This is a genomic window from uncultured Streptomyces sp. (assembly GCF_947488945.1).
Taxonomy (GTDB): domain Bacteria; phylum Actinomycetota; class Actinomycetes; order Streptomycetales; family Streptomycetaceae; genus Streptomyces.
In genome coordinates this window covers 34,183-52,884 of the sequence record NZ_CANLBS010000022.1, presented here as the reverse complement: position 1 = coordinate 52,884, position 18,702 = coordinate 34,183, and the positions used below count along the sequence as shown (strand labels likewise).

Annotated in this window: 17 protein-coding genes; 3 read left to right on the top strand and 14 right to left on the bottom strand. The window is 74.2% G+C overall.

Features of this window, described 5'->3' with window-relative positions; translation table 11 throughout:
• The first annotated feature begins 77 nt into the window (after positions 1-77).
• Both Q0994_RS27955 and Q0994_RS27950 read left to right on the top strand, forming a co-directional pair.
• Positions 78-878, top strand: coding sequence for a M23 family metallopeptidase (locus Q0994_RS27955; RefSeq protein ID WP_299539808.1), 801 nt, complete (start codon positions 78-80; stop codon positions 876-878).
• Between the two features lie 238 nt (positions 879-1,116).
• Positions 1,117-2,103, top strand: a complete 987-nt coding sequence (locus Q0994_RS27950; RefSeq protein ID WP_299539806.1) for a helix-turn-helix domain-containing protein — start codon at positions 1,117-1,119, stop codon at positions 2,101-2,103.
• 46 nt (positions 2,104-2,149) lie between these two features.
• Here Q0994_RS27950 and Q0994_RS27945 read toward each other — a convergent pair whose 3' ends face one another.
• From Q0994_RS27945 to Q0994_RS27880, 14 genes are all read right to left on the bottom strand, one after another.
• Positions 2,150-2,920 carry a zinc ribbon domain-containing protein gene (locus tag Q0994_RS27945; RefSeq protein WP_299539804.1) on the bottom strand — a complete coding sequence of 257 codons (771 nt, stop codon included), beginning with the start codon at positions 2,918-2,920 and terminating at the stop codon, positions 2,150-2,152.
• Positions 2,921-3,464: 544 nt separating this feature from the next.
• Positions 3,465-4,043: a phage tail protein gene (locus tag Q0994_RS27940; protein ID WP_299539801.1), complete on the bottom strand. Its 579-nt coding sequence runs from the start codon at positions 4,041-4,043 to the stop codon at positions 3,465-3,467.
• Positions 4,040-6,001, bottom strand: a complete 1,962-nt coding sequence (locus tag Q0994_RS27935) for a putative baseplate assembly protein (RefSeq protein ID WP_299539799.1) — start codon at positions 5,999-6,001, stop codon at positions 4,040-4,042. Before Q0994_RS27935 ends, Q0994_RS27940 begins: the two co-directional genes overlap by 4 nt.
• Positions 6,001-6,462 carry a GPW/gp25 family protein gene (locus tag Q0994_RS27930; protein ID WP_299539797.1) on the bottom strand — a complete coding sequence of 154 codons (462 nt, stop codon included), beginning with the start codon at positions 6,460-6,462 and terminating at the stop codon, positions 6,001-6,003. The genes Q0994_RS27935 and Q0994_RS27930 overlap by 1 nt, the downstream gene beginning before the upstream one ends.
• A complete protein-coding gene (locus Q0994_RS27925; protein WP_299539795.1) occupies positions 6,459-6,770 on the bottom strand; it encodes a PAAR domain-containing protein in 312 nt (103 codons plus the stop codon). The genes Q0994_RS27930 and Q0994_RS27925 overlap by 4 nt, the downstream gene beginning before the upstream one ends.
• Positions 6,771-6,851: 81 nt before the next feature.
• Complete coding sequence (locus Q0994_RS27920; RefSeq protein ID WP_299539791.1) at positions 6,852-8,690, bottom strand: VgrG-related protein; 1,839 nt, start codon at positions 8,688-8,690, stop codon at positions 6,852-6,854.
• Complete coding sequence (locus tag Q0994_RS27915) at positions 8,687-9,361, bottom strand: LysM peptidoglycan-binding domain-containing protein (protein WP_299540003.1); 675 nt, start codon at positions 9,359-9,361, stop codon at positions 8,687-8,689. The genes Q0994_RS27920 and Q0994_RS27915 overlap by 4 nt, the downstream gene beginning before the upstream one ends.
• Positions 9,362-9,494: 133 nt before the next feature.
• Entirely contained in the window at positions 9,495-9,920 is a 426-nt protein-coding gene (locus Q0994_RS27910; RefSeq protein WP_299539789.1) for a phage tail protein, read from the bottom strand.
• Positions 9,921-10,041: 121 nt separating this feature from the next.
• Positions 10,042-13,074 (bottom strand): hypothetical protein, encoded by a 3,033-nt coding sequence (locus Q0994_RS27905; protein ID WP_299539786.1) that lies wholly within the window; start codon positions 13,072-13,074, stop codon positions 10,042-10,044.
• A gap of 4 nt (positions 13,075-13,078) precedes the next feature.
• On the bottom strand, positions 13,079-13,237 hold the full coding sequence (locus Q0994_RS27900) for a DUF6760 family protein (protein WP_003966147.1): 159 nt from the start codon (positions 13,235-13,237) through the stop codon (positions 13,079-13,081).
• The gene (locus Q0994_RS27895; protein ID WP_299539771.1) at positions 13,234-13,731 is read right to left on the bottom strand and encodes a hypothetical protein; all 498 of its coding nucleotides are present in this window, start codon (positions 13,729-13,731) and stop codon (positions 13,234-13,236) included. The genes Q0994_RS27900 and Q0994_RS27895 overlap by 4 nt, the downstream gene beginning before the upstream one ends.
• Positions 13,728-14,168 carry a phage tail protein gene (locus Q0994_RS27890; RefSeq protein WP_299539768.1) on the bottom strand — a complete coding sequence of 147 codons (441 nt, stop codon included), beginning with the start codon at positions 14,166-14,168 and terminating at the stop codon, positions 13,728-13,730. The genes Q0994_RS27895 and Q0994_RS27890 overlap by 4 nt, the downstream gene beginning before the upstream one ends.
• 44 nt (positions 14,169-14,212) lie before the next feature.
• The gene (locus Q0994_RS27885) at positions 14,213-15,751 is read right to left on the bottom strand and encodes a phage tail sheath family protein (protein ID WP_299539766.1); all 1,539 of its coding nucleotides are present in this window, start codon (positions 15,749-15,751) and stop codon (positions 14,213-14,215) included.
• A gap of 700 nt (positions 15,752-16,451) precedes the next feature.
• Complete coding sequence (locus tag Q0994_RS27880) at positions 16,452-17,774, bottom strand: hydrolytic protein (protein ID WP_299539764.1); 1,323 nt, start codon at positions 17,772-17,774, stop codon at positions 16,452-16,454.
• Positions 17,775-17,975: 201 nt separating this feature from the next.
• Here Q0994_RS27880 and Q0994_RS27875 point away from each other — a divergent pair, with 201 nt between their 5' ends.
• On the top strand, positions 17,976-18,701 hold the full coding sequence (locus tag Q0994_RS27875; protein WP_299539762.1) for a LuxR C-terminal-related transcriptional regulator: 726 nt from the start codon (positions 17,976-17,978) through the stop codon (positions 18,699-18,701).
• Position 18,702 lies beyond the last annotated feature (1 nt).

Below are 18,702 nucleotides of genomic sequence, written 5' to 3'. Positions count from 1 at the left end.
CCCGCTACGTTCCCGACGTCTCACCGCGCCCCGGTCCGGCCCACCGTCCGGACCGCCTCCCCCACCCAGGAGCACTCGTGAGGTTATTCAGACGTCTTCCGGCCCTGGTCGCCGGAGCTCTTCTGGCGCTCGCCGGCCTGACGGCCGCCCCCGCGCAGGCGGGCGAGTCCGGAGTGACGGCCGCGCCCGTATTCAAGGCGCCCTACCCCTGCGGACAGCAGTGGACGTACAGCCACCACTCGGCCGAGGTGCGCCGCGCGCTGGACTTCGTGCGCTCCGACGGCGGCGCCACGGCCGGCACGCCGGTGCTCGCCTCCGCCGCCGGCACGGCCACCCGCTACGCGCAGCCGAGCGGCGCGGGCAACTACATCGCCATCGACCACGGCGGCGGCTGGACGACGTACTACTTCCACCTCGCGTCGTACTCCGTGGCGAGCGGCGCGTACGTCGCGCAGGGGCAGCAGATCGGTGTCACCGGCAGCACCGGCAACTCCTCCGGGGCGCACATCCACTACGAGCAGCTGTACAACGGGGTGGGCCAGAACATCGCCGTCAACGGCGCGGGCCTCGCCTATCCGGGCAGCTACTACCAGGCGTACCTGACGAGCGACAACGGGTGCGGCGGCAGCGGTTACGCGTTCAACACCTGGGGCAGCGGGGTGAACGTCCGTGCCGACGCCCGCGTCGGCGCCGCCGTCGTCACGACCCTCGCCGGTCCCACGGCCGTGCGGGTGCTCTGCCAGAAGCAGGGCGACACCGTCAACGCCGAGGGATACAGCAACAACTGGTGGAGCAAGCTGCGCGACCAGAACGGCTTCATCAGCAACATCTACATCGACCATCCGGACGCGAAGCTGCCCGGCGTGCCCCTCTGCTGAGGGGCGGCGGCGACAGGTGGGCGTCCGATGCGGGCGGACGCCCGTGACGCCGGCCCGCCCCGGCCGGCCCGCCCCGTCCCGTCCCGGCCGGAGGAATTCCGGCCGGGACGGCGCGAGTTCCGGACGGGCCCGGTCCGTCCGTCGATGACATGCCTCCCTCACATGGGTGATGCGCGTAGAGTCCACGGGTCGGATGCCGGTGAGAGCCTGTGACCCCCGGGGGTGCGCGGTGCTACGGGTGGAGTTCACGAGCCAGGAGCTGGCCCGTCTGCGCGTCGCCTCCGGAACGGACCCGCTGTGGGAGACCGCGCTCAGTCTCCACCTGCTCCAGAACCGTCAGGCGCCCCTCGCCTTCGGGGCCTGGCGCCGCGAAGTGGGCGCGGCCCTGCGGGTGTCCGGCCTCGTCCCCACGACACGCGCGCTGACCCGGCTGTGTCCGGACGATGCGTACTTCCCCGACTTCCTGACGCCCGGCCGCGGCGACGCCGACCTCGACACGGGCCTCGACCGGCTGCTCTCCACCCCCCGGCGCCGTCTGCGCGCCGAACTCACCCGGCTGCACACGCGCACCGGCCGCCCCGTTCCGGCCGGCGCGCGCCCGCTCGCCGACGGCTCCACCGAGGCGCTGCACCGCCTCGGTTCCGCCCTGCGCGCCTACCACCGGGTGGCGGTCGAGCCTTATCTGCCCGCGATGCGCGCGCTGGCGGCGGCCGACCGGAGCGTACGGGCCGAGGCCGTGCTCGCCCGGGGCGCGGAGGGTCTGCTCACCGGGTTCGACCGGCTTCCGGGGTGGCGGTACCGGGACCGCGTCCTTCGCGCCCCGTACCCCGTGGACCGCGAACTCGCGCTGCGCGAACGCCCTTTGACGCTCGTCCCGGCCTTCTTCTGCGTCCGTGCCCCGCTCGCTCTGGTCGACGAGGAACTGCCCCCGGTCCTGGTCCATCCGCTCACGCCCCCGCCGGGTTGGCTCGAACGCGGGCGGGGCGGCGGGGACGCCCCGGTCGCGCAGCTCGTCGGCGCCTCGCGCGCCGAGCTGCTCCGGATGCTGGACCGCCCGATGACCACCATGGAGATCGCCGCCGCGCTCCGGCTCGCCCCGTCGACGGCCAGCAGGCACGCCACCGTCCTGCGCGAGGCGGGGCTCCTGCACTCGCAGCGCCAGGGTGTGCGGGTGCTCCACCACCGCACCCGGCTCGGCCGGGCCGTGCTGGAGGGCGCGCTGTGAACGTCCGCCCGGTCGCGGCTCCACGACCGGGCGGGCCCGGGGTCGCTCACGTGCGCCGGAAGAACTCGACCTCCCCGACCGCGATCGGCCGGCCCTCCGCCTGGCCGGTGGCGGCCCGCAGGACCAGTTCGACGGAGACGACGTCGCTGATCCCGGTCCGTACCGTCTGCGGGCCGGGCTTGTCGTTGAGGGTCACGGTCTTCTTCTTCACCTCGCCGTCCGCCGTGGTGATCAGCAGGTCCGCCCGGGTCGGCCGGGCACCCTGCCGGAACTCCTTCGGTTCCTTCGACACCCCGGTGTGCACCACGACGCCCACCAGCCGGAACGGAGTGCCGAACCGGCAGTTCAGCGACGCGCCGAGAGCGGGGGCGCCCCAGTACTCGTTGGTCAGTCCGTCGACGGCCGCCGCCGCGTCGTGGCCGGGTGCGGAGGCGCTCGCGGTGACCCCGGACGGGCTGACCTCCGCCGTCCCGCCGAGCTTGTCCCGGACGTCCTCGAAGACGTAGCGCCCGGCGGGCAGGAAGAGGACGCCGGCGACCACCAGCCCGGCGACCGCCAGCACCAGCAGGGTCCGCCGCAGGAGGCGTCCCGAGCCGATCCGCACCCGGCGCCGGAACGGCCACACCGTGCGCCACCAGGGCAGCGGAGCGCGTTGCTCCGGTGTGCTCAGGGGGGTGGCGCAGCGACGGCAGAACCGGCGCCCCGGCAGGTTGGGGGTGCCGCAGGCCGGGCAGGGCGGACCGTCCGCGGGCTCGTCCGCCTCCACCGGGCGGACGGCCGGCCGCCGGGCCACCGGTCTGGCCGGCTGGACCGCCACCACCGGCGCCTCGTCCGGAACGGGTGGCGCCGGCCGTACGGCCGCGGGCCGCGGCTGCACGGGGCGGGGCGGATCCGGGTCCGGGGCGGGTTCCGGATGGGGGGCGGGTTCCGGACGCCGGGCGGGTTCCGGGCGCGGACGCGCGGGAGCCGGGGCGGTGACGGGCGCGTCCGGCGGGGACGGGGGAGCGGCCGGTGGCGTCGCTGGGGACGGCGGAGCGGCCGGTGGCGTGGGCGGCACCGGCGGCCGTGCGGGGGAGGACTGGGAGCCAGGGGCGGCTGGGGCGTCAGGGGCGGCCGGGGCCGGGGGTTCCGTCGCGGGAGCGGGAGCGGGAGCGGGAGCGGGAGCGGGAGCCGCGGCGGCCGCGGGTGGGCCCGGCTCCGCGGGCGCCTGCGCCGGGTCGTCCGCGGGGTCGGCGGGTTCCGCGCGTGCGGCGCCCGCCCGTCGCGGTCGGCTCGACCAGCCCAGGTAGGTACCGCAGTTGCCGCAGAAGTCGTCGGTCTCGCCGTTGGCGGTGCCGCACGCCGGACACGAGCGCATCGGGTCAGCCTCCAGTCTCGTCGGGTGGGCCCGGCAGGATCTCCACCCGGCAGGTCAGGTGTACGGGGCACGAGGCGCCGACGACGTCCCGTACGCGGTCCGCGTCCACGGAGCCTCCGTCCACGGAGCCTCCGTCCACCGGCCAGACCCGTACGAGCAGTTCGCCGGTCGGGGCGGGGGGCAGCTCGGCCCCCGGGGTGGACGACCACGCGGCGCCGCCGCCGTCGCGGACGTCGGCGTGCACACCGAAGCAGAGCCGCAGGTGCTCCACGAGACCGCGCCGGGTGCCGCGCCACCGGTGCAGCTCGACTGCGCGCCGCACGACGGCCCGGCGCAGCTCCTCGGGCGACGCCGCGTCGGACTCGACGCCCACCCACGACGCGAGCCACGGCAGGAAGTCGGCCGGGGCCAGCGCCGGGTCGAAGTAGGCCGGCAGGTTGTCCAGGGTGGACAGGACGGGCGCCAGGACGGTGTCGAGCCCCGCCGTGAACCGCTGGGCGAGGTCGTCGTCGGCGTAGAGGGCGGGCAGCAGCCCGCCGATCGGATAGCGGCTGGCGAGTCCGGGGACGGCGGCCCTGCTCATGAGCCGTCACCGCTCCCGTGCGCGGCGACGATCACCTGGTGCTGGTGCGAGAAGACCAGCGCGCCAGGTGCGACGTCGATGCGGTCCACCTCCGCCCCGCGCCGGCCCGTGATCGGGTCCGCGGGGAACAGCCGGACGTCCTCCACCAGTCCGGCCCCCGGTACGCCCTGGAGCACGCCGAAGACCTCGCCGTACTGGACGGGCCGGCCGAACGGCCAGCCGGTGCCGTCCGCGCCGCCCCGCAACGGGTCGATGTGACGGTAGAGCGCGGCCAGCGCGTCCGCGCGGACCCGGTCCGCGTCGGCGGCTGCGGCCACCAGTCGCGCCACCACGGTGACACCCTGGTACGCCGGCGGCTCCACGATCAACCGGGTCCCGACCAGACGCCGTTCGTCCAGGCGCGCGGCGACGGCCGCGAGCACCGCGTCCGACGGGATGAGCTGCTCGAAACGGAGGCGGCCGTCGTCCTCGGGCAGCGCGTCGGGCACCACCAGGACACGCACCGCGCCGGCCTCGCCGGCGACGGCGGGCAGGCACAGGACACGGCGCAGGGACGGCGCCGCCTCACGGGTGATGACCTCGTAGTCCCGAGCCGTGACCGCCCGCTCCTGCACCCGCAGGATGTTGGGCGCCCGGACCTTCGCGTTCTCCACGCTCTCGCCGTCGACGCCGCCCACCGCCGGTTCGCGGTTGTCGACGCCCGCCACGTACGGAACCGAACTGCGCAGCACGGAGATGGCGCTCCGGGCGACGTTGCCGGCCACGCCGCCGCCCGTGCGGTAGCGGGGCACGCGCAGGTGCGCGCCCTTCTCCGGGACCGCGCCGTAGCCGCGCATCGTGCCGTCCGGCTCCCGCACGGCGGGCGCGAAGGCGAACTCGCCCGACGCGGCGTCGATCCGCACGTGCCGGTCCTCCGGGGAGGAGTCCCCGAAGTGGTCGACGACGGTCCAGTCCTGCCATCCGTCGGCGGTGGACACCTGGACGAGGGGAGGGTCTCCGTCCAGCAGCACCGGGACGCGGCTCACGGTGAAACGCTGACCGGCGACGCCTTCGGAGACACCGAGAGGGACGTCGAGGACGGTCTCCGCGTGCTCGACGGCGGCGGTGCCCCCGACGGTGAAGATCTCGGCCTCCCTGATGGTCGGCGACTCGGAGTAGAACGGCTGGCCCGGTTCGGGGGCGGTGACCCGGCAGCGCAACCAGCCCGCCCTCGTCCCCGCGACCACCGACGCGGTGTGACCGGCCGGGACGAACACGACGACCTCACCGGGCCTGTTCAGCCCGCCGGTGCTGTCCGTGCCGGTCGGGCAGGTGATCCAGCGGACCCCGTCCCACGCCTCCCACACCAGCGGCGGCTGGCGCGGGTCGACGCCCACCCCCTCCACCCGGCTGTCCAGCCGCACGGCGACGATGCACCGGGGGACCGCGGTGGGCAGCCCGAACAGCAGGGCGTCGCCCGGCTCCGGACGGGGCTGGAAGCACGGGACGTCCTTGCCCGCGCCGAGAGGGGCGGTCCGGTCGGTCTGCTCGCCCGACACCGGTGCGGTGACGAGCCGGACCAGGGAACTCGGCACGATCGGCAGTTCGTCGGAGGTCGAGAACACCACTTCGTCCTCGGTCTCCCCGCGCGGGGTGGCGACCTCCGTCCCGGCCGGCAGCAGCACCGTCTCCGGCTGCGGGGCGGAGAGCCAGAAGTCGACCTCCGCGCGGGCCGCGGTCGGCGGGAACAGGGTGACGCCCAGCAGGTCGAGGAAGGCGGCGTAGTTCTTGTCCGGGACCCGGTTGAGCCGGTACAGCAACTGGTCGACCATGTAGGCGAACGTCTCGATGAGCGTGACGCCGGGGTCCGACACGTTGTGGTCGGTCCACTCGGGGGACCGCTGCTGGACGTAGCGCTTGGCCTCGTCGACGAGTTGCTGGAAGCGCCGGTCGTCGAGGTTCGGCGAGGGCAGTGCCATCAGACCGCTCCTCCCGTTCGCCGCGGGCTCTCCGGCGCGCCCTGCGGGGAGCTTTCCGGGGTGCCCTCCGAAGGGATGGTGTAGAAGGGGAAGACGAGGTTGCGGAGGTCGTTGGTGGCCCGCACGGTGTAGCGCACGTCGATGTAGAGGGTGCCCTCCTCGACCGCGTCGAACGCGATCACCACGTCCGTCACCTCGATCCGGGGCTCCCAGCGCTCCAGCGACAGCCGCACCTCGTGCGCGATCCGTCCGGCGGTGGCGCCGTCGCCGGGGGCGAAGACGTAGTCGTGGATGCCGCAGCCGAACTCGGGCCGCATCGGCCGTTCACCCGGCGCGGTGCCGAGCACCAGCCCGATGGCCTCCTCGATCTCCCGGTCCCGCTCGACCATGCCGATGCCGCCGGTCGTGCCGACCCGCAGCGGGAAGCCCCAGCCGCGTCCGATGAATCCGTCGCCGCTCACAGCGGTCCCCCGATCAGGACGTTCATCAGACCGCTCCTGATGCGCGCCCCGCAGGTGGTCGGGTCGCCGACCCGGGCTGCCGGGAGCCCGCCGATCAGCACCGGGCCGCGGACCACGGCCGCCGGGTTGGGCATGACGACGTTCGCCGGGCCGAGGGCGACGTGCGGGACGCAGGCGTGCAGGCTCCCGACGACGGCCGCGGGCCGGCCGCCGATCAGGACGGTGGGCACCAGCACCGCGCCGGGGGGCGGGGTGCCGATGACGCCGCCGTGTTCGGTGACGTCGCCGGAGCGGGCTGCGGCTGGCATGACGGGTGTTCTCCTTGCCGGGTGGGGTTCTGGCGTGGTGCGGGTGGTCGCTTCTTCTTCCGGACGGCCGGTCCCGGGAACTCAGTTGATGTGCACGAACTTCCCCTTCAGCACGGCGAGGAGTCCGCCGTCGACGGTCGCCGAGCTCCTGCCGTCGACCGACACCGAGGCGCCCCGGACGCGTACCGGGCCCGTACCGCTCTCGACGGTCACCCCGGTCCGGCCGTTGACCTTCACCGAGCTTCCCCGGATGTCCACGTCGCCCGTCCCGGCGTCGAGGGTGATGCCCGAGGCGGAGAGCGTCACGGAGCTCTGCGGCCGGGTGGAGGCGGGGGCGAACACCGACAGCGTGATCTCTCCCCGCCGTTCGTCCATCACCACTTCGAGCCGCTTGGAGCCACTGGCGAGCCGTACGCCGGACGTTCCGCGCGGGGTGTCCAGCAGTTCCAGCCGGTGGCCCGAACGGGACACCAGGGAACGCCGGTTGACCTTCCCGCTGGTCGGGTCGACCAGCGGTACGTCGTGCGCCGAGGGCCGGTCGAGACCGTTGTAGAGGCCGCCCAGCACGTACGGGCTGTCCAGCATCCCCTGCTCGAAACCGACCAGCACCTCGTCGTTGACCTCGGGGCTGAACACCCCGCCGCCTCCGTTGCCGCCCCACTGCACCGTACGGACCCAGTCGGTCACGTAGGTGTCGTCGAGCCAGGGGAACTTCAGCCGGACGAAACCCCGTTGGGCCCTTCCCTCGCGGATGTCGGTGACCACGCCGATGGCGAGGCCGGGCATCCGGGGCCCGCCCGAGGGGGCGGTGGAGCCGCCGCTCAGCCCGGCCAGCGAACGGTCGGGGGACGCACTGACGAGCACCGTCGTGCGGTAGCCGCCGCCCGGTTCGAGGACGTGGTGGGCGGCGGTGGCGGTGTAACGGCCGGAGAACGCGGGGCCGACGTTGCCGAGGGCCACTGGCTCGCCCGCCCGCAGCTGCGGATTGCCGTAGGCGACCGCCTCGATCTCGCCGAACCCGGAGCTGACCGAGGCCGCCACCGCGCCGGAGACGGCGGTCGCCTCCGCCTGGGTGCGGTACGGGGTGTCGGCCACGGTGATCCGGGGCTTCCCCCCGAAAGCCGCCGCAGCCTTCGACGGGCTCATCCCGGGGAGCACCGCGGTGCTCCGGAGCGAGGGCGTCCGGGCCACCAGCCGCGTCTTGGTGTCGACGTTCCAGCCGCGCACCTCCACGTCGTCGGCGCCGTCCGCGCCGGTCAGGACCGCCCGCAGGGCCAGCAGGTTGCTCCCGTACTCCAGGACCATCGGGTGCTGCGCGGCCGGCGTCGTCGGAGGCGGGGCCGAGGAGGCCGGCTTCGGCTTCACGAACTGCAGAACGCCCTTGTCGTCCACCCGCACCTGTGCGCCGCTCTCGGCCGCGAGGTGCTGGAGGAACTCCCAGTCCGAGACGTTCGGCTGGGTGAGCTGCTTGTGGGTGACGGCCGGCGCCTCGATCTTCCCGCACGCCAGCCCCGCGCCCGCGGCGACCTTGCGGACGATGTCGGCGGTCTTCATGTTGCGGTACGCCACCACCTTGCGGCCGCGCTGCAGCCGGTGGGCCTTGGAGAACGCCCGCAGGACGGTGAAGGAGCCGGTCGAGTCGGTGTCCAGCTCGATCGCCGTGACCTCGCCGAGGAACAACTGCTCCTGCGCGCGCTCCTTCACGGTCACCACCGAGATCTTCAGCGGCGTCCCGATGGTGATGCGGGTGGCGGTGAGGAACGTGTGGTCCGGGTCCCGGTAGGTCAGCACCGCGGTGTCCGGCAGCCCGACGTTCTCGTCCACCACACAGCTCACCAACTGGGTGGGGTAGGGCGCCCCCAGCGCTCCGGGCGCCTCCACGATCGGATCGGCGGCGAAGGCGCGGCCGGGGGCGGTCACCGGCCGCCCTCCGCCGTGGCGTCTTCGAGACCGGGGACGACCAGCTCGCGGCCGGGCAGCAGACGCATCGGATCGTCGATGTCGTTGGCGTCCGCGATGGTGCGCCAGGCGGTCGCGTCGCCGTACTCGCGCCACGCCAGCAGCGGCAGGCTGTCCCCGGCGACGACCAGATGGGTCCGCCGGGCCTCCCGCGACCCGGAGGTGGGGTTCTGGCCGGCCGGATCGACGCTCGCCTCCTCGATCGACAGCGAGCAGGTGGCCCGCAGCGGCTTCCCGTCGACGTCGAACAGGGTGTACGAGACGGAGAGGTTGGAGAGCACCCCGTCGAACGAGGTCGTCTTCGACGTGCCCCAGTCGAAACGCACCCAGGGGCTGGCGGGGGTCTTGCGCGCCAGGCTGCGCGGGGTGGGCACACACGCGATCATCAGTTGCTCCACGGCCTTCTCGACCGAGTTGTCATGGGTGGCCGTGGCGTCGAGGAAGACTTCCAGGGACAGCGTGCGGGGTCCGCTGCCGACGAACTCGGGCAGCGCCGACTGCCCGGCCATCCGGGACGGGGTGCGACGCCACTCGGTGCTCTTGCTCAGCGACAGCTTCGCCGGGTTGAACTGCAGGGTGAGCCGGGCGAGCGCACCGCCCGGCCGTGCGCCGACGGCCGACGGCGGCTCCATGATGGTCAGTTGGGCGCGGGCGCGCCCGGCGCGCGCGGTGCTCGGCACGGTGGGTCTCCTTTCCGTCTGTTCCGTCTGTTCCGTCTGTTCCGTCAGTGGGAATACGTCCGCGCCGCGCCGCGGCGGTCGCGCGTCAGGAGGGCTCCAGGCCCTCGTGCGCGATCTCCAGCGTCTCGATCGCCGCCTGTGAGTTCGCCGGGTCGAAGGACGGCCCCTGCCAGCGCACCGGCACGATGCCCTGGACCTGCCAGCTGATGATGCGGCTGAGGTCGGGCCGCAGGGCGACGATCTCGCCGTCCTTGGGCTCGACCCGCTGGATCGTCTCGTTCAGCCACCGCGCGATCTTGAGGGTGTCGGTGGTGACCGGGCGGGTCAGCGTGATGTTGGTCCAGGTGATGCGGCCGGGCAGTTGCCAGGTGAACCCGTTGTTGCCGCCCTCGGCGTACGTCTCCATCTCCACCTCGGCGCCCAGGCCCGAGCAGGTGTGGAACGCGCCCAGGTCGCTGCCGCCGATGACGAGCTTGAAGAACACGCTCGTCGCGAAGATGTTGTCCGTCATGCGCTTCTCTTCTTCTCTTCGTTCTCTGCCGTGTCCTGCCGTGTCCTGCCGTGTCCTGCCGTGTCCCGGCGTGTGCTGCTGTGCCCTGCCGGGGCCCTGCGTGCCGTGCCGGGTCTTGCCGTCAGCGGCGGCCGTCGTGCAGCCGCCCGGCCCGTTCCCGCCCCCGGCGCAGATCGGCCCGCAACAGCCGGCCCAGCGGTTCGACCAGACGGCGGGCGAGTTCGTCCAGGTCCTTGCCCGACACCACGTCCCTGCCCGGCACCGCCTTCGCCGCCGGTGTGCCGGCTCCGCCGGCGGAGCCGGCGCCCTTCTCGGCCGTGGGCACGGTGGCCGTCTTCGCCGGTGCCGTGGTCGCGTCGTCGGGCGCCCGCTGCACGGTGCGCGGTACGCCCCCGCCCGCGGTGCGCGGCACGGCGCCGGCCGGAGCGGCCGCCGGTCCCGGTGCGGCGGTGCGCGGGGGGACGCGTACGGACAGGGGCGGCGGACCTGTGGTCACCGGGGGAGCGCCCGCAGGTGCCGCGGGCGCGGCGACCGGGCCGACCGATTCCGGCACCACGGGCAGCACGGCCCGCTGGAGGGCCGTGGCGTCACCGTGCCGCGGGGTGGGCCCGGGGGGATGGGGGCGCACGACCGGGAGGGGCCGCACGGGGCGTGGCGCCGGAGCGTCCGCATCCGTGGCCGGTTCCCTTTCCCGGCCGTCCGGCCGGGGACCGGGGCCGGGAGTGGCCGGGAGGCCGGGACCGGGAGCGGCCGGGAGGCCGGGGCCGTCGTGCGCGCCGGGCCGCGGAGGATCGGAACGCCGTACGAGCCGTTGGAGAACGCCGCCGAACGGAGTCGCGCGCCCGGCGGGGGTGACGGCCGCCGGGGCGGGACGACCGGGGACCGCGGCGGGCGTCCGGCCGGGACGTGCGCCGCGCTGCGGGGCGTCGGCGGGAGGCGTGCCCGCCCGGCCGGACCCGGTGGCGGCCTCGTAGGGCGCCGCGGAGCCGGGGGCCGTCGAGCGCTGGGCGGGGGCGCCGGGCGGCTGCCGCCGCAGGAGCCGGGGCGGGCCGGTCGTCGCGCCGGGGCGTGGCCGGGAGGCAGCCGCCGGGGAGGCCGCGCCACCGCCCGTGGGGGGTCGGTGTTCCGCCGTGGCCGGACGGCCGGGACCCGGCTGCGGTGCGCCGGGGGCGGCGGGCCCCGCGTCCCGGCGCCAGGTGGCCGCGACGACGGGCCGGGCGGCAGCGGTGGACGTGGCCTGCGGCGTCGGGAAACCCTCCACGGGTGTGGTGTTGACCTTCAGCGATCTGCTGGACAGGAGGGCCCGGGTGCGCTGGACGACGGGTGACCGCGTCCCGCTCGGGCTTTGCGCGCCCGGCGTCCCCGTGATCGCCTTGCCGGAGCCGGAGCCGGAGCCGGAGCCGCAGCCGGAGCCGGAGCCGGAGCCGGAGCCGGTACCGCTGGTGGTGCCCGGCGTTCCCGTGCGCGCGTCCGCCGCGCCGGGAGGGGTTCCGTAAGCAGGGAGCGGGGTGACGCTGCGGATGCGGACGGGGGCGGGCGGAGCGCCGGGAGACCGGCGCGGACGCTCCTCGGGCGCGCGGGTGCCGGAGCGGGGGCCCGGACCGGCCGTCGCGCGCTGCAGTGCCGCCGGTTGCGGCGTCGGGGCGCCGGGCGGCGGACCCGCAGCCCGGGAACGTACCGGCATCGGCGCGGTGGGCGTGGGCGGCGGGGTGGTGGGCGTGGCGGGGGAGGCCGCGGCGGGGTTGCCCGCGGTACCGGTGGCCGGACCCGGAGTTCCGGCGGCGGCTCCTGCGGCCGGGGCGCCCTGCCGGGTGTCGCGCGGGGTCTCCGTGGGACGGGTCCGGCCGCGGTCACCGAGCAACGGGGCGTCGTTCTGGAGCCGGGCCGTCGGCGGGAGGGCGGGCAGCGGAACGCCGAGGCCGCCGCGTGCACGGGCACGGGAGGTGGCCGTGTCGGCGGCGGAGGACCGCTGGACCGCGGGCAGGTGCCCGGCCCCCGGCGGGCCGCCCGGCCGCGACGCCGCTGCCGGCGACGGGTCGGTCCCCGCGGCGCCGGCCCGGGACGCGGGCGGCCGGCGGGCGGTGGCGGGTGCCGGGGCGGCGCCCGGCGGCGGGACGGCCGCGTCCGGGGTTTCCCGCCGCAGCACCGGCATGCCCGGTGCCGGCGGCCCGGAGGGGCTGGACGGCGCCGGTCCGCTCCGCTCCGGCCCGTCGGCACGGACCGCCCCGGGGGGCAGTTCGGCCAGCGGCTTGCCGAGGGCGGGCCGAACCGTCGCGGGGCGTGCCGGGGCGGTGCTTCGGGATACGGGGCCGGTGGGCGCGGTGGCTGCGGTGGCGGTGGGGGCTGAGGGCTCCGGGGGCGCGGGCGTGACGGGTCCGACGGGTCCGAAGGGCGCGGCCGGGGCCGGCGGGATGCCGGCGATCCGCCGCAGCGTCATGGCGGGGCGCCGGGCGACGGTCAGCGGCGGGGCGGTCCGCCGGGGTCGCACGGCGGCGACCCGTGCGGGCGCGGCGTCCCGGGAAGGTGGCGTGGCCGGTGCCGGTGACGGGTCCGGCAGGTGCCCCGGGGACTCGGACGGACCGGTGGCGGGGCTCGTCGTGGACCGGGCCGGTCCGCCGGCCGTGGTGTCCGCCCCGGTGCCGCGTTCCCGCGGGCCGGTCCGGCGCGCGTCCCCGGACCGGCCGCCCGTTCCGGCGGACGGCTTCCTCCCACCGGCGGCGACGGGCGGCGGTCCGGCCGGGGCCGGCGGCTCCTCGTCCGTGCCGGGCCGGACGGCGCGCAGCAGCAGCGGCCCTCCGGCCGTCGAGGGACGGGCGACGCCCGGACGCGCGACGCCGTGGATGAGGCCGACGGGTGCGGACGGCAGGACGGCGTGGCCGAGTTCGCCGCCGAACGCCGGATTCTGCCACGAGGCGAGCTGCGAACGGAACCGCAGTCCGTCGCTCACCCCGATGGAGGCGCGGGCGACGGTGGTCGCCGGAGCGGCGACCCGCTGCCAGCCCCCGTCCCAGCCCGGGTCCCCGTTCGCGGCGGGCGCCGCGGCCGGGTTGGCCCGGTCCTGCGGGTTCCCGCCCGAAGACGCCGCGGCACCGTCCCCCGAGGGCGTGCCGGACGCCGACCGGTCCGGCCGGCGCCACCGGTTCCCGAGCCCCACACGATCACCCGCCTTCGTTGACGCGGGTGTTGATCCGCGCTATCTCCCTGACCCACTGCTGTCGCTCGCCGTGGGTCAGGTCGAGGATGTCCTCACGCTGCCAGTGGAAGTGGTAGGCGACGTACGCGATCTCCTCCCGCAACCGGGGAAGCGCGTACGTCACGATTCCCCCAGGCGCCCACCCGAGAGGTCCACCTCGAACGAGCCGTGGCACAGCGGGCAGGTGACCGCCGCGTGCGTGTGGCCCTCACTGTTGATCCGGCGGTAGAAGTCCTGGAGGAACGCCACGTCGGTGGCGTACATCCGCTCCACGACGCCGGCGTGCACGTCGGTGACGGTGCCGAGCCGGGTGATGACCTGGCTCAGCAGCACCACGGACAGGTACGCCGGGTTCTCCTTCACCCGCAGGTCGATCTGCGGGCGCAGCTCGTCCCGGGCGGTCGCCAGCCGCATCGATCCGTCACGATGGAGCCGGCCCTCGTCGTCGACGTACCCACGCGGCAGCTCGAACTCGAACTCGGTGCGCAGCGTCTCCCGGTCGCGTTCCCGCTCCCGCTCCCGGGGCGCGGGCTGCCCCGCGCCCTCCTCGCGGGCGGCGGGGGCGAGGCTGTCGAGGACTTCGTCGAGGCCGCCCGACGTCACGGTCCGGCGCCTCATTCGACCACGATCTCCTCGAAGGTGATGGTCACGGTCTCGGTGGCGGCGCTCGACTCGCCGGCCTTCAGCGACGGGCCTTCCCACTTGCTGGCCCAGCCCTGCATGAGCTGGATGCGGCGGACCGTCTCACCGGTCGAGTCCTTGATCTCGATCGTGAGGTTCTGACGGGCGGTGTCCACCGCCCCGTTGTTGAGCGTCTCCTTGATCCAGTTGGTGAACTCGCTGCTCTTGTCGAGCCCGCGGGTGATCGTCACCTCGCCCGCCTGCCGGGCGCCCGGCTGCTTGCGGATGATCTGCTTGCCCTCGGCGGTCACCTGCCGGACCTCGACGACCTCCTCCTCGACGGTCATGCCGCTGACCTCTTGGATGGACTCGACGAGATAGCCGCCGAGCTGGACGCCGAAGACGTGGGTGGAAAGAGCGTCGCCCTCTGCCATGACTGTGTGTCACCTGTTCCGATGGTGGGGGAGGACCGCGAAGGTCACTCGTTGACGAGGCTGGTGCTGTCGGAGAACTGCGCGAGGCGGAAGACCACGAACTCCGCGGGCTTCACCGGCGCCACTCCGATCTCGCAGACGACCTGGCCCAGGTCGATGGACTCCTGCGGGTTGTTCTCGCGGTCGCACTTGACGTAGAACGCCTCCGCGGCCGTGCGGCCGAACAGCGCCCCCCGGCGCCACTCCTCCGTGAGGAAGGCGGTGACGTTGCGCCGGATGCTCGACCACAGCCGGTCGTCGTTCGGCTCGAACACCACCCACTGGGTGCCCAGGAGGATCGACTCCTCCAGGTAGTTGAAGAGCCGGCGTACGTTGAGGTAGCGCCAGGCCGGGTCGGAGGAGAGCGTGCGGGCCCCCCAGATGCGGATGCCGCGTCCGGGGAACGCGCGCACGCAGTTGACGCCGATGGGGTTCAGCAGGTCCTGCTCGCCCTTGCTGAGCCGCAGTTCGAGGTCGACCGCACCGCGGATGACCTCGTTGGCGGGGGCCTTGTGGACGCCGCGCTCGTTGTCGCTGCGGGCCCAGACGCCGGCGACGTGTCCGCTCGGCGGGACCAGCTCGTTGCGGCCGGTCGCCGGGTCGAAGACCTTGACCCAGGGGTAGTACACGGTGGCGTACCGCGAGTCGTATCCGGCGTCGTCGTTGCGCCAGGTGCGTACGCGCTGGGCGTTCATGCCGGGCGGGGTGTCCAGGACGGCCACCCGGTCGCCCATCTGCTCGCAGTGCGAGATGACCGCCAGCTGGACCGTCTTGACGCCCTCGGCGTCGATGTCGCCGCGCTGGTGGGCGCTCATCAGGTCGGGGACGGCGACCATGGTGATCTCGTCGATCGCCTCCAGTCCCGCGAACCCCGTCCGTGCGGAGGCGTCCCCGACGTACTCGCTCGCGTCGAGTCGTGCCACCCCGGATCCGGGGGCGTCGGCGGCGGGGGCCAGGGGGACGGTCTGCTTCTCGGGGCGGCTCTGGGCCGTGCCGGGCTGTTCGGTGACGTGCACCAGCGCGGAATCGCGGACCTGGCTGACCAGGTAGCCCTTGACGTTCTTGCGGGTGGAGACGTCGTAGGTCTCCACGACCTTGCTGCCCTTGCGCACCAGCAGCCGGAACCGGTCCTCCGGCGGGTTCTCCCCCTCGGCGTCGGCGACTTCGACGGAGAGGTCCTTGCCCGCGCCGGGCCGTGCGGAGACCAGGAAGCCGCCGAGCGCGACGGGTTCGGCGGCCTCGACGGCGCCGTCCGAGGACCCGTCCGACGCGTCCTGGGCGGGACCGCCGATGCGGACGACGTACGCGGAGCCGCCTCCGTTGGCGAAGTAGCCGTAGACCGCGTGGGCCAGGTAGGTGCCGGCGGTGAAGGCGCCGAACGTCTGGACGTACTGGTCCCAGTTGGTCACCAGGGTCGGCCGGTGGAAGGGGCCGGTCTCCGAGAAGCCGACGAAGGCTGCGACCGCGGTGCCGACTCCCTCGATGGGGCGCGCTCCGGACTGCACCTCCTCCACGTAAACACCGGGGGTGAGGTACGACGGCATGCTCGCTCCTTCGGGGTGGTCAGTCGATCACGGTTCAGTCTTGTCCGGCCCGGTCCGCGGACAGTAGGCCCCAAAGACCCGGAGGCGGGGCAATGGTGCTGCCTTTTCGGGCACCCGGCCCGGCGGTTTCCTGCCCCTCCGGACCGGGCCGGGGAGGAAGGCGCGGGATTCTCCACCCTCCCCCTGCCGGGCGGAGGGAATGTGAGCAAAACATGAGGTGAGAAACATGTCTCAGGCGGTTCCCCGGAGCCGCGTGGAAGGCTGGCCAGGGGAATCCGGAACGCGTGATGGGGTGAATGACCACCTTTTCCCGCGTTTCCCCGCTCTTTCGTCCTGTTTCGTTGCTTGTGAAGTGAAGGGGGCACGGCGGAAACCGGCCAGGATACGTCGCGGAACGCGCTGATCCGGTCGAACTTCCCTGATCCGGGCAGGTGCGCGTCCGTTCCGGCGGCCGGCCGCCCCTACTGTTCCGATAAGCACGCCGAGCGGTCCGGGCGGTGGATTCCGGCCTCGCGGAGGCCGGAACCGGACGTTCTCGTCACCTCACCGACGTCCCGCACGACGTGTGATCCGGAAGGTTCCGGCCGTCAGGAGGGACAAGAATCCGGCGCGGCCCGGTCGGCCGGTTTCACCGGGCCCGGAATTTCTGTTCTCCTGGCGCCGTTCGAGGTGCGGCGAGAAGGCTCCGTGCCACTGCGCCTCACCGCTGGATATCGCTCAGGACACCGCTCACATTGAGGATCTGATGGCAGCCCGTAGCTTGGGTTCCGGTAGCCGGAGTACCGGGTTTGGAGCACGTGACCGCGGCGGTGACCGTGGCGTTCTCGGGAATCTGGATGGGAGTGACCCAGTGATAGTCCTGGTTGCGGAAGGTTTCCAGGGCGATGGTGGTGATCTTGCGCTCTCCGAAGGAGATGGTCACCACCCCCTCGTCGCCCTGGAAGTTCGCCACGACGATGTCCGTGACGCCGAACACCTTCCCGGCCGGGACCTTGTAGGTCCCCTCCTTCTGCGCTCCGGCCCCGGTCTGCACGTCGATGGTGGCCGAGCTCTGCTGCGTACCGCCGACGCCCCCCGGGCCCGTCACCGTGCCGGTACCGGCCCCGGCACCGCCGCCGGTGCCTCCTCCTGGCGCGGCCGACGCGCCCGGCCCGGCTTCCTGGCCCCCCGTCGGGCTCTCCGCGCCCGGGGCTGCTCCGTCGGGTGGGGAGACGCGGGCCGCTTCTTCCTGCGCGGCCTCCGTTCCCGCTTCCTTGGCGGTGCTGCGCACGGCCGGCCGGACCAGGGCGAACCACGCGATCAGCAGGGCGAGCAGCGCGGCCAGGACGATCAGCAACCAGCGGGGGAAAATCGGGAGTTGGGCGAACTCGCCGGGCAGCACGCTGTCGGAGAGCGGCCGTTCCTCCTCGGACTCCCGCTCGCCGTCCTCGGCCACCAGCACCTCGAAGGGCCAGCCGGCCGGCGGACCGAACCAGATCGGCTTGAGGGCCCGCACCTTCAGCCGCGTCTCGGCGGACTCGCCGGGCTCCAGGCGCCGGTGGTCCGGGGCGAAGACCAGGCGCAGGTCCTGGCCGTCCTGCCTGCCGGTGAGGGCCACGTCGACGGCGGTGTTGCCCCGGTTCTGCACCGCGACGCGGAACCGGGCGCGGAGCCAGCCCCGGCGGCGGCGCGGGTCCAGCTCCGCGCGCAGTTCGTGGAAGGGCTCCACGAGCACCGTGCCCTCGGGTACCACCACCGAGTCGGGATGCTCGGCGGGCAGCACCCGGACGGCCAGGGGTATCTCGCCCGCCGCGACCTCGTGGGAACGCGGCGGTGCGAAGAGGATCGTCACGGTCTCGGACGTGCCGGGATAGAGGGAGACCCGTGCCGGCTCGACGGTGCTCCACGGGGCGCAGTCGCCGACCACTTCGAGCGTGTAGGCCTCGACGATGTCCCCGTCGTTGCGCACCGTCAGGGTCGTCGTGGCTGTCCCGCCGGGCGACACCGTCACCGTGGGCAGTTCGAGTTCGGCATGTGTGGTCACGGTGCGACGTTAGGGCGCGGGACCCGCTCCGCAGCAGAGACGCGAGGGCAACGGGCGGGCACGGGTGCTGCCCCGGCGGCCCGCCGCCCAGGTGTGCGTACGGCCCCCCGCCGCGCTCGCGCCCCATGCCCGGTGGGGGCACGGGGGCGGGAGCGAGAAGGCATATCGGGCGGAAAGACCTGAGGAAGACGGGCACGAGCGATGACGACGACAGGCACCACGAGCAGCACGACCGGGCGGGTCCCGCGCCGCGCACCGGGAGCGTCCCCGCGCTCCCTGGGGAGCGGCACCGGGACGGCGCCCCGGCAGAGGGTCTCCGTGGCGGTGTACGCCGAGGACCTGATCCTGCAGACCGGCATGATCCACCAACTGCGGCTGCGGCCGGAGATAGAACTGCTCGGCGAGGCCGAGGCGGACGGGGCGCAGGTGTCGCTGGTGGTGGTGGACACGGTGGACGAGCCGACGGTCCAGTTGCTGCACCGGTTGCAGCGCAACACCTCGACCCGCACCGGACTCGTCGTCGGGCTCTTCGAGGCGGGTGCGCTCCAGACGATGATCGAGTGCGGTGTCGCCGCCGTACTGAGGCGCCGCGAGGCGGACCAGGACCGCCTGGTCCATCTGGTCACGGCCATGGCCAACGGCGAGGGCGTCCTGCCGGGAGACCTGCTCGGCAGGCTCCTCGACCACGTCAGCAGCCTCCAGCGGACGGTCCTCGACCCCCGCGGGCTCACCCTGTCCACCCTCACCACGCGGGAGGCGGAGATGATCAGGCTGGTGTCGGAGGGGTTCGACACCGCGGAGATCGCGCAGAAGACCTCGTACTCCGAACGCACCGTCAAGAACGTGCTGCACGAGGTCGCGACGCGTCTGGAGTTGCGCAACCGCGCCCATGCCGTCGGATACGCGATGCGGCACGGTCTGATCTAGC

Excerpts from the sequence above, each read along its gene's own strand:
- Q0994_RS27940 (WP_299539801.1), bottom strand. The coding sequence starts at position 4,043 with ATGAGCAGGGCCGCCGTCCCCGGACTCGCCAGCCGCTATCCGATCGGC.
- Q0994_RS27935 (WP_299539799.1), bottom strand. The coding sequence starts at position 6,001 with ATGGCACTGCCCTCGCCGAACCTCGACGACCGGCGCTTCCAGCAACTC.
- Q0994_RS27925 (WP_299539795.1), bottom strand. The coding sequence starts at position 6,770 with ATGCCAGCCGCAGCCCGCTCCGGCGACGTCACCGAACACGGCGGCGTC.
- Q0994_RS27915 (WP_299540003.1), bottom strand. The coding sequence starts at position 9,361 with ATGGAGCCGCCGTCGGCCGTCGGCGCACGGCCGGGCGGTGCGCTCGCC.
- Q0994_RS27910 (WP_299539789.1), bottom strand. The coding sequence starts at position 9,920 with ATGACGGACAACATCTTCGCGACGAGCGTGTTCTTCAAGCTCGTCATC.
- Q0994_RS27895 (WP_299539771.1), bottom strand. The coding sequence starts at position 13,731 with ATGAGGCGCCGGACCGTGACGTCGGGCGGCCTCGACGAAGTCCTCGAC.
- Q0994_RS27890 (WP_299539768.1), bottom strand. The coding sequence starts at position 14,168 with ATGGCAGAGGGCGACGCTCTTTCCACCCACGTCTTCGGCGTCCAGCTC.
- Q0994_RS27885 (WP_299539766.1), bottom strand. The coding sequence starts at position 15,751 with ATGCCGTCGTACCTCACCCCCGGTGTTTACGTGGAGGAGGTGCAGTCC.
- Q0994_RS27875 (WP_299539762.1), top strand. The coding sequence starts at position 17,976 with ATGACGACGACAGGCACCACGAGCAGCACGACCGGGCGGGTCCCGCGC.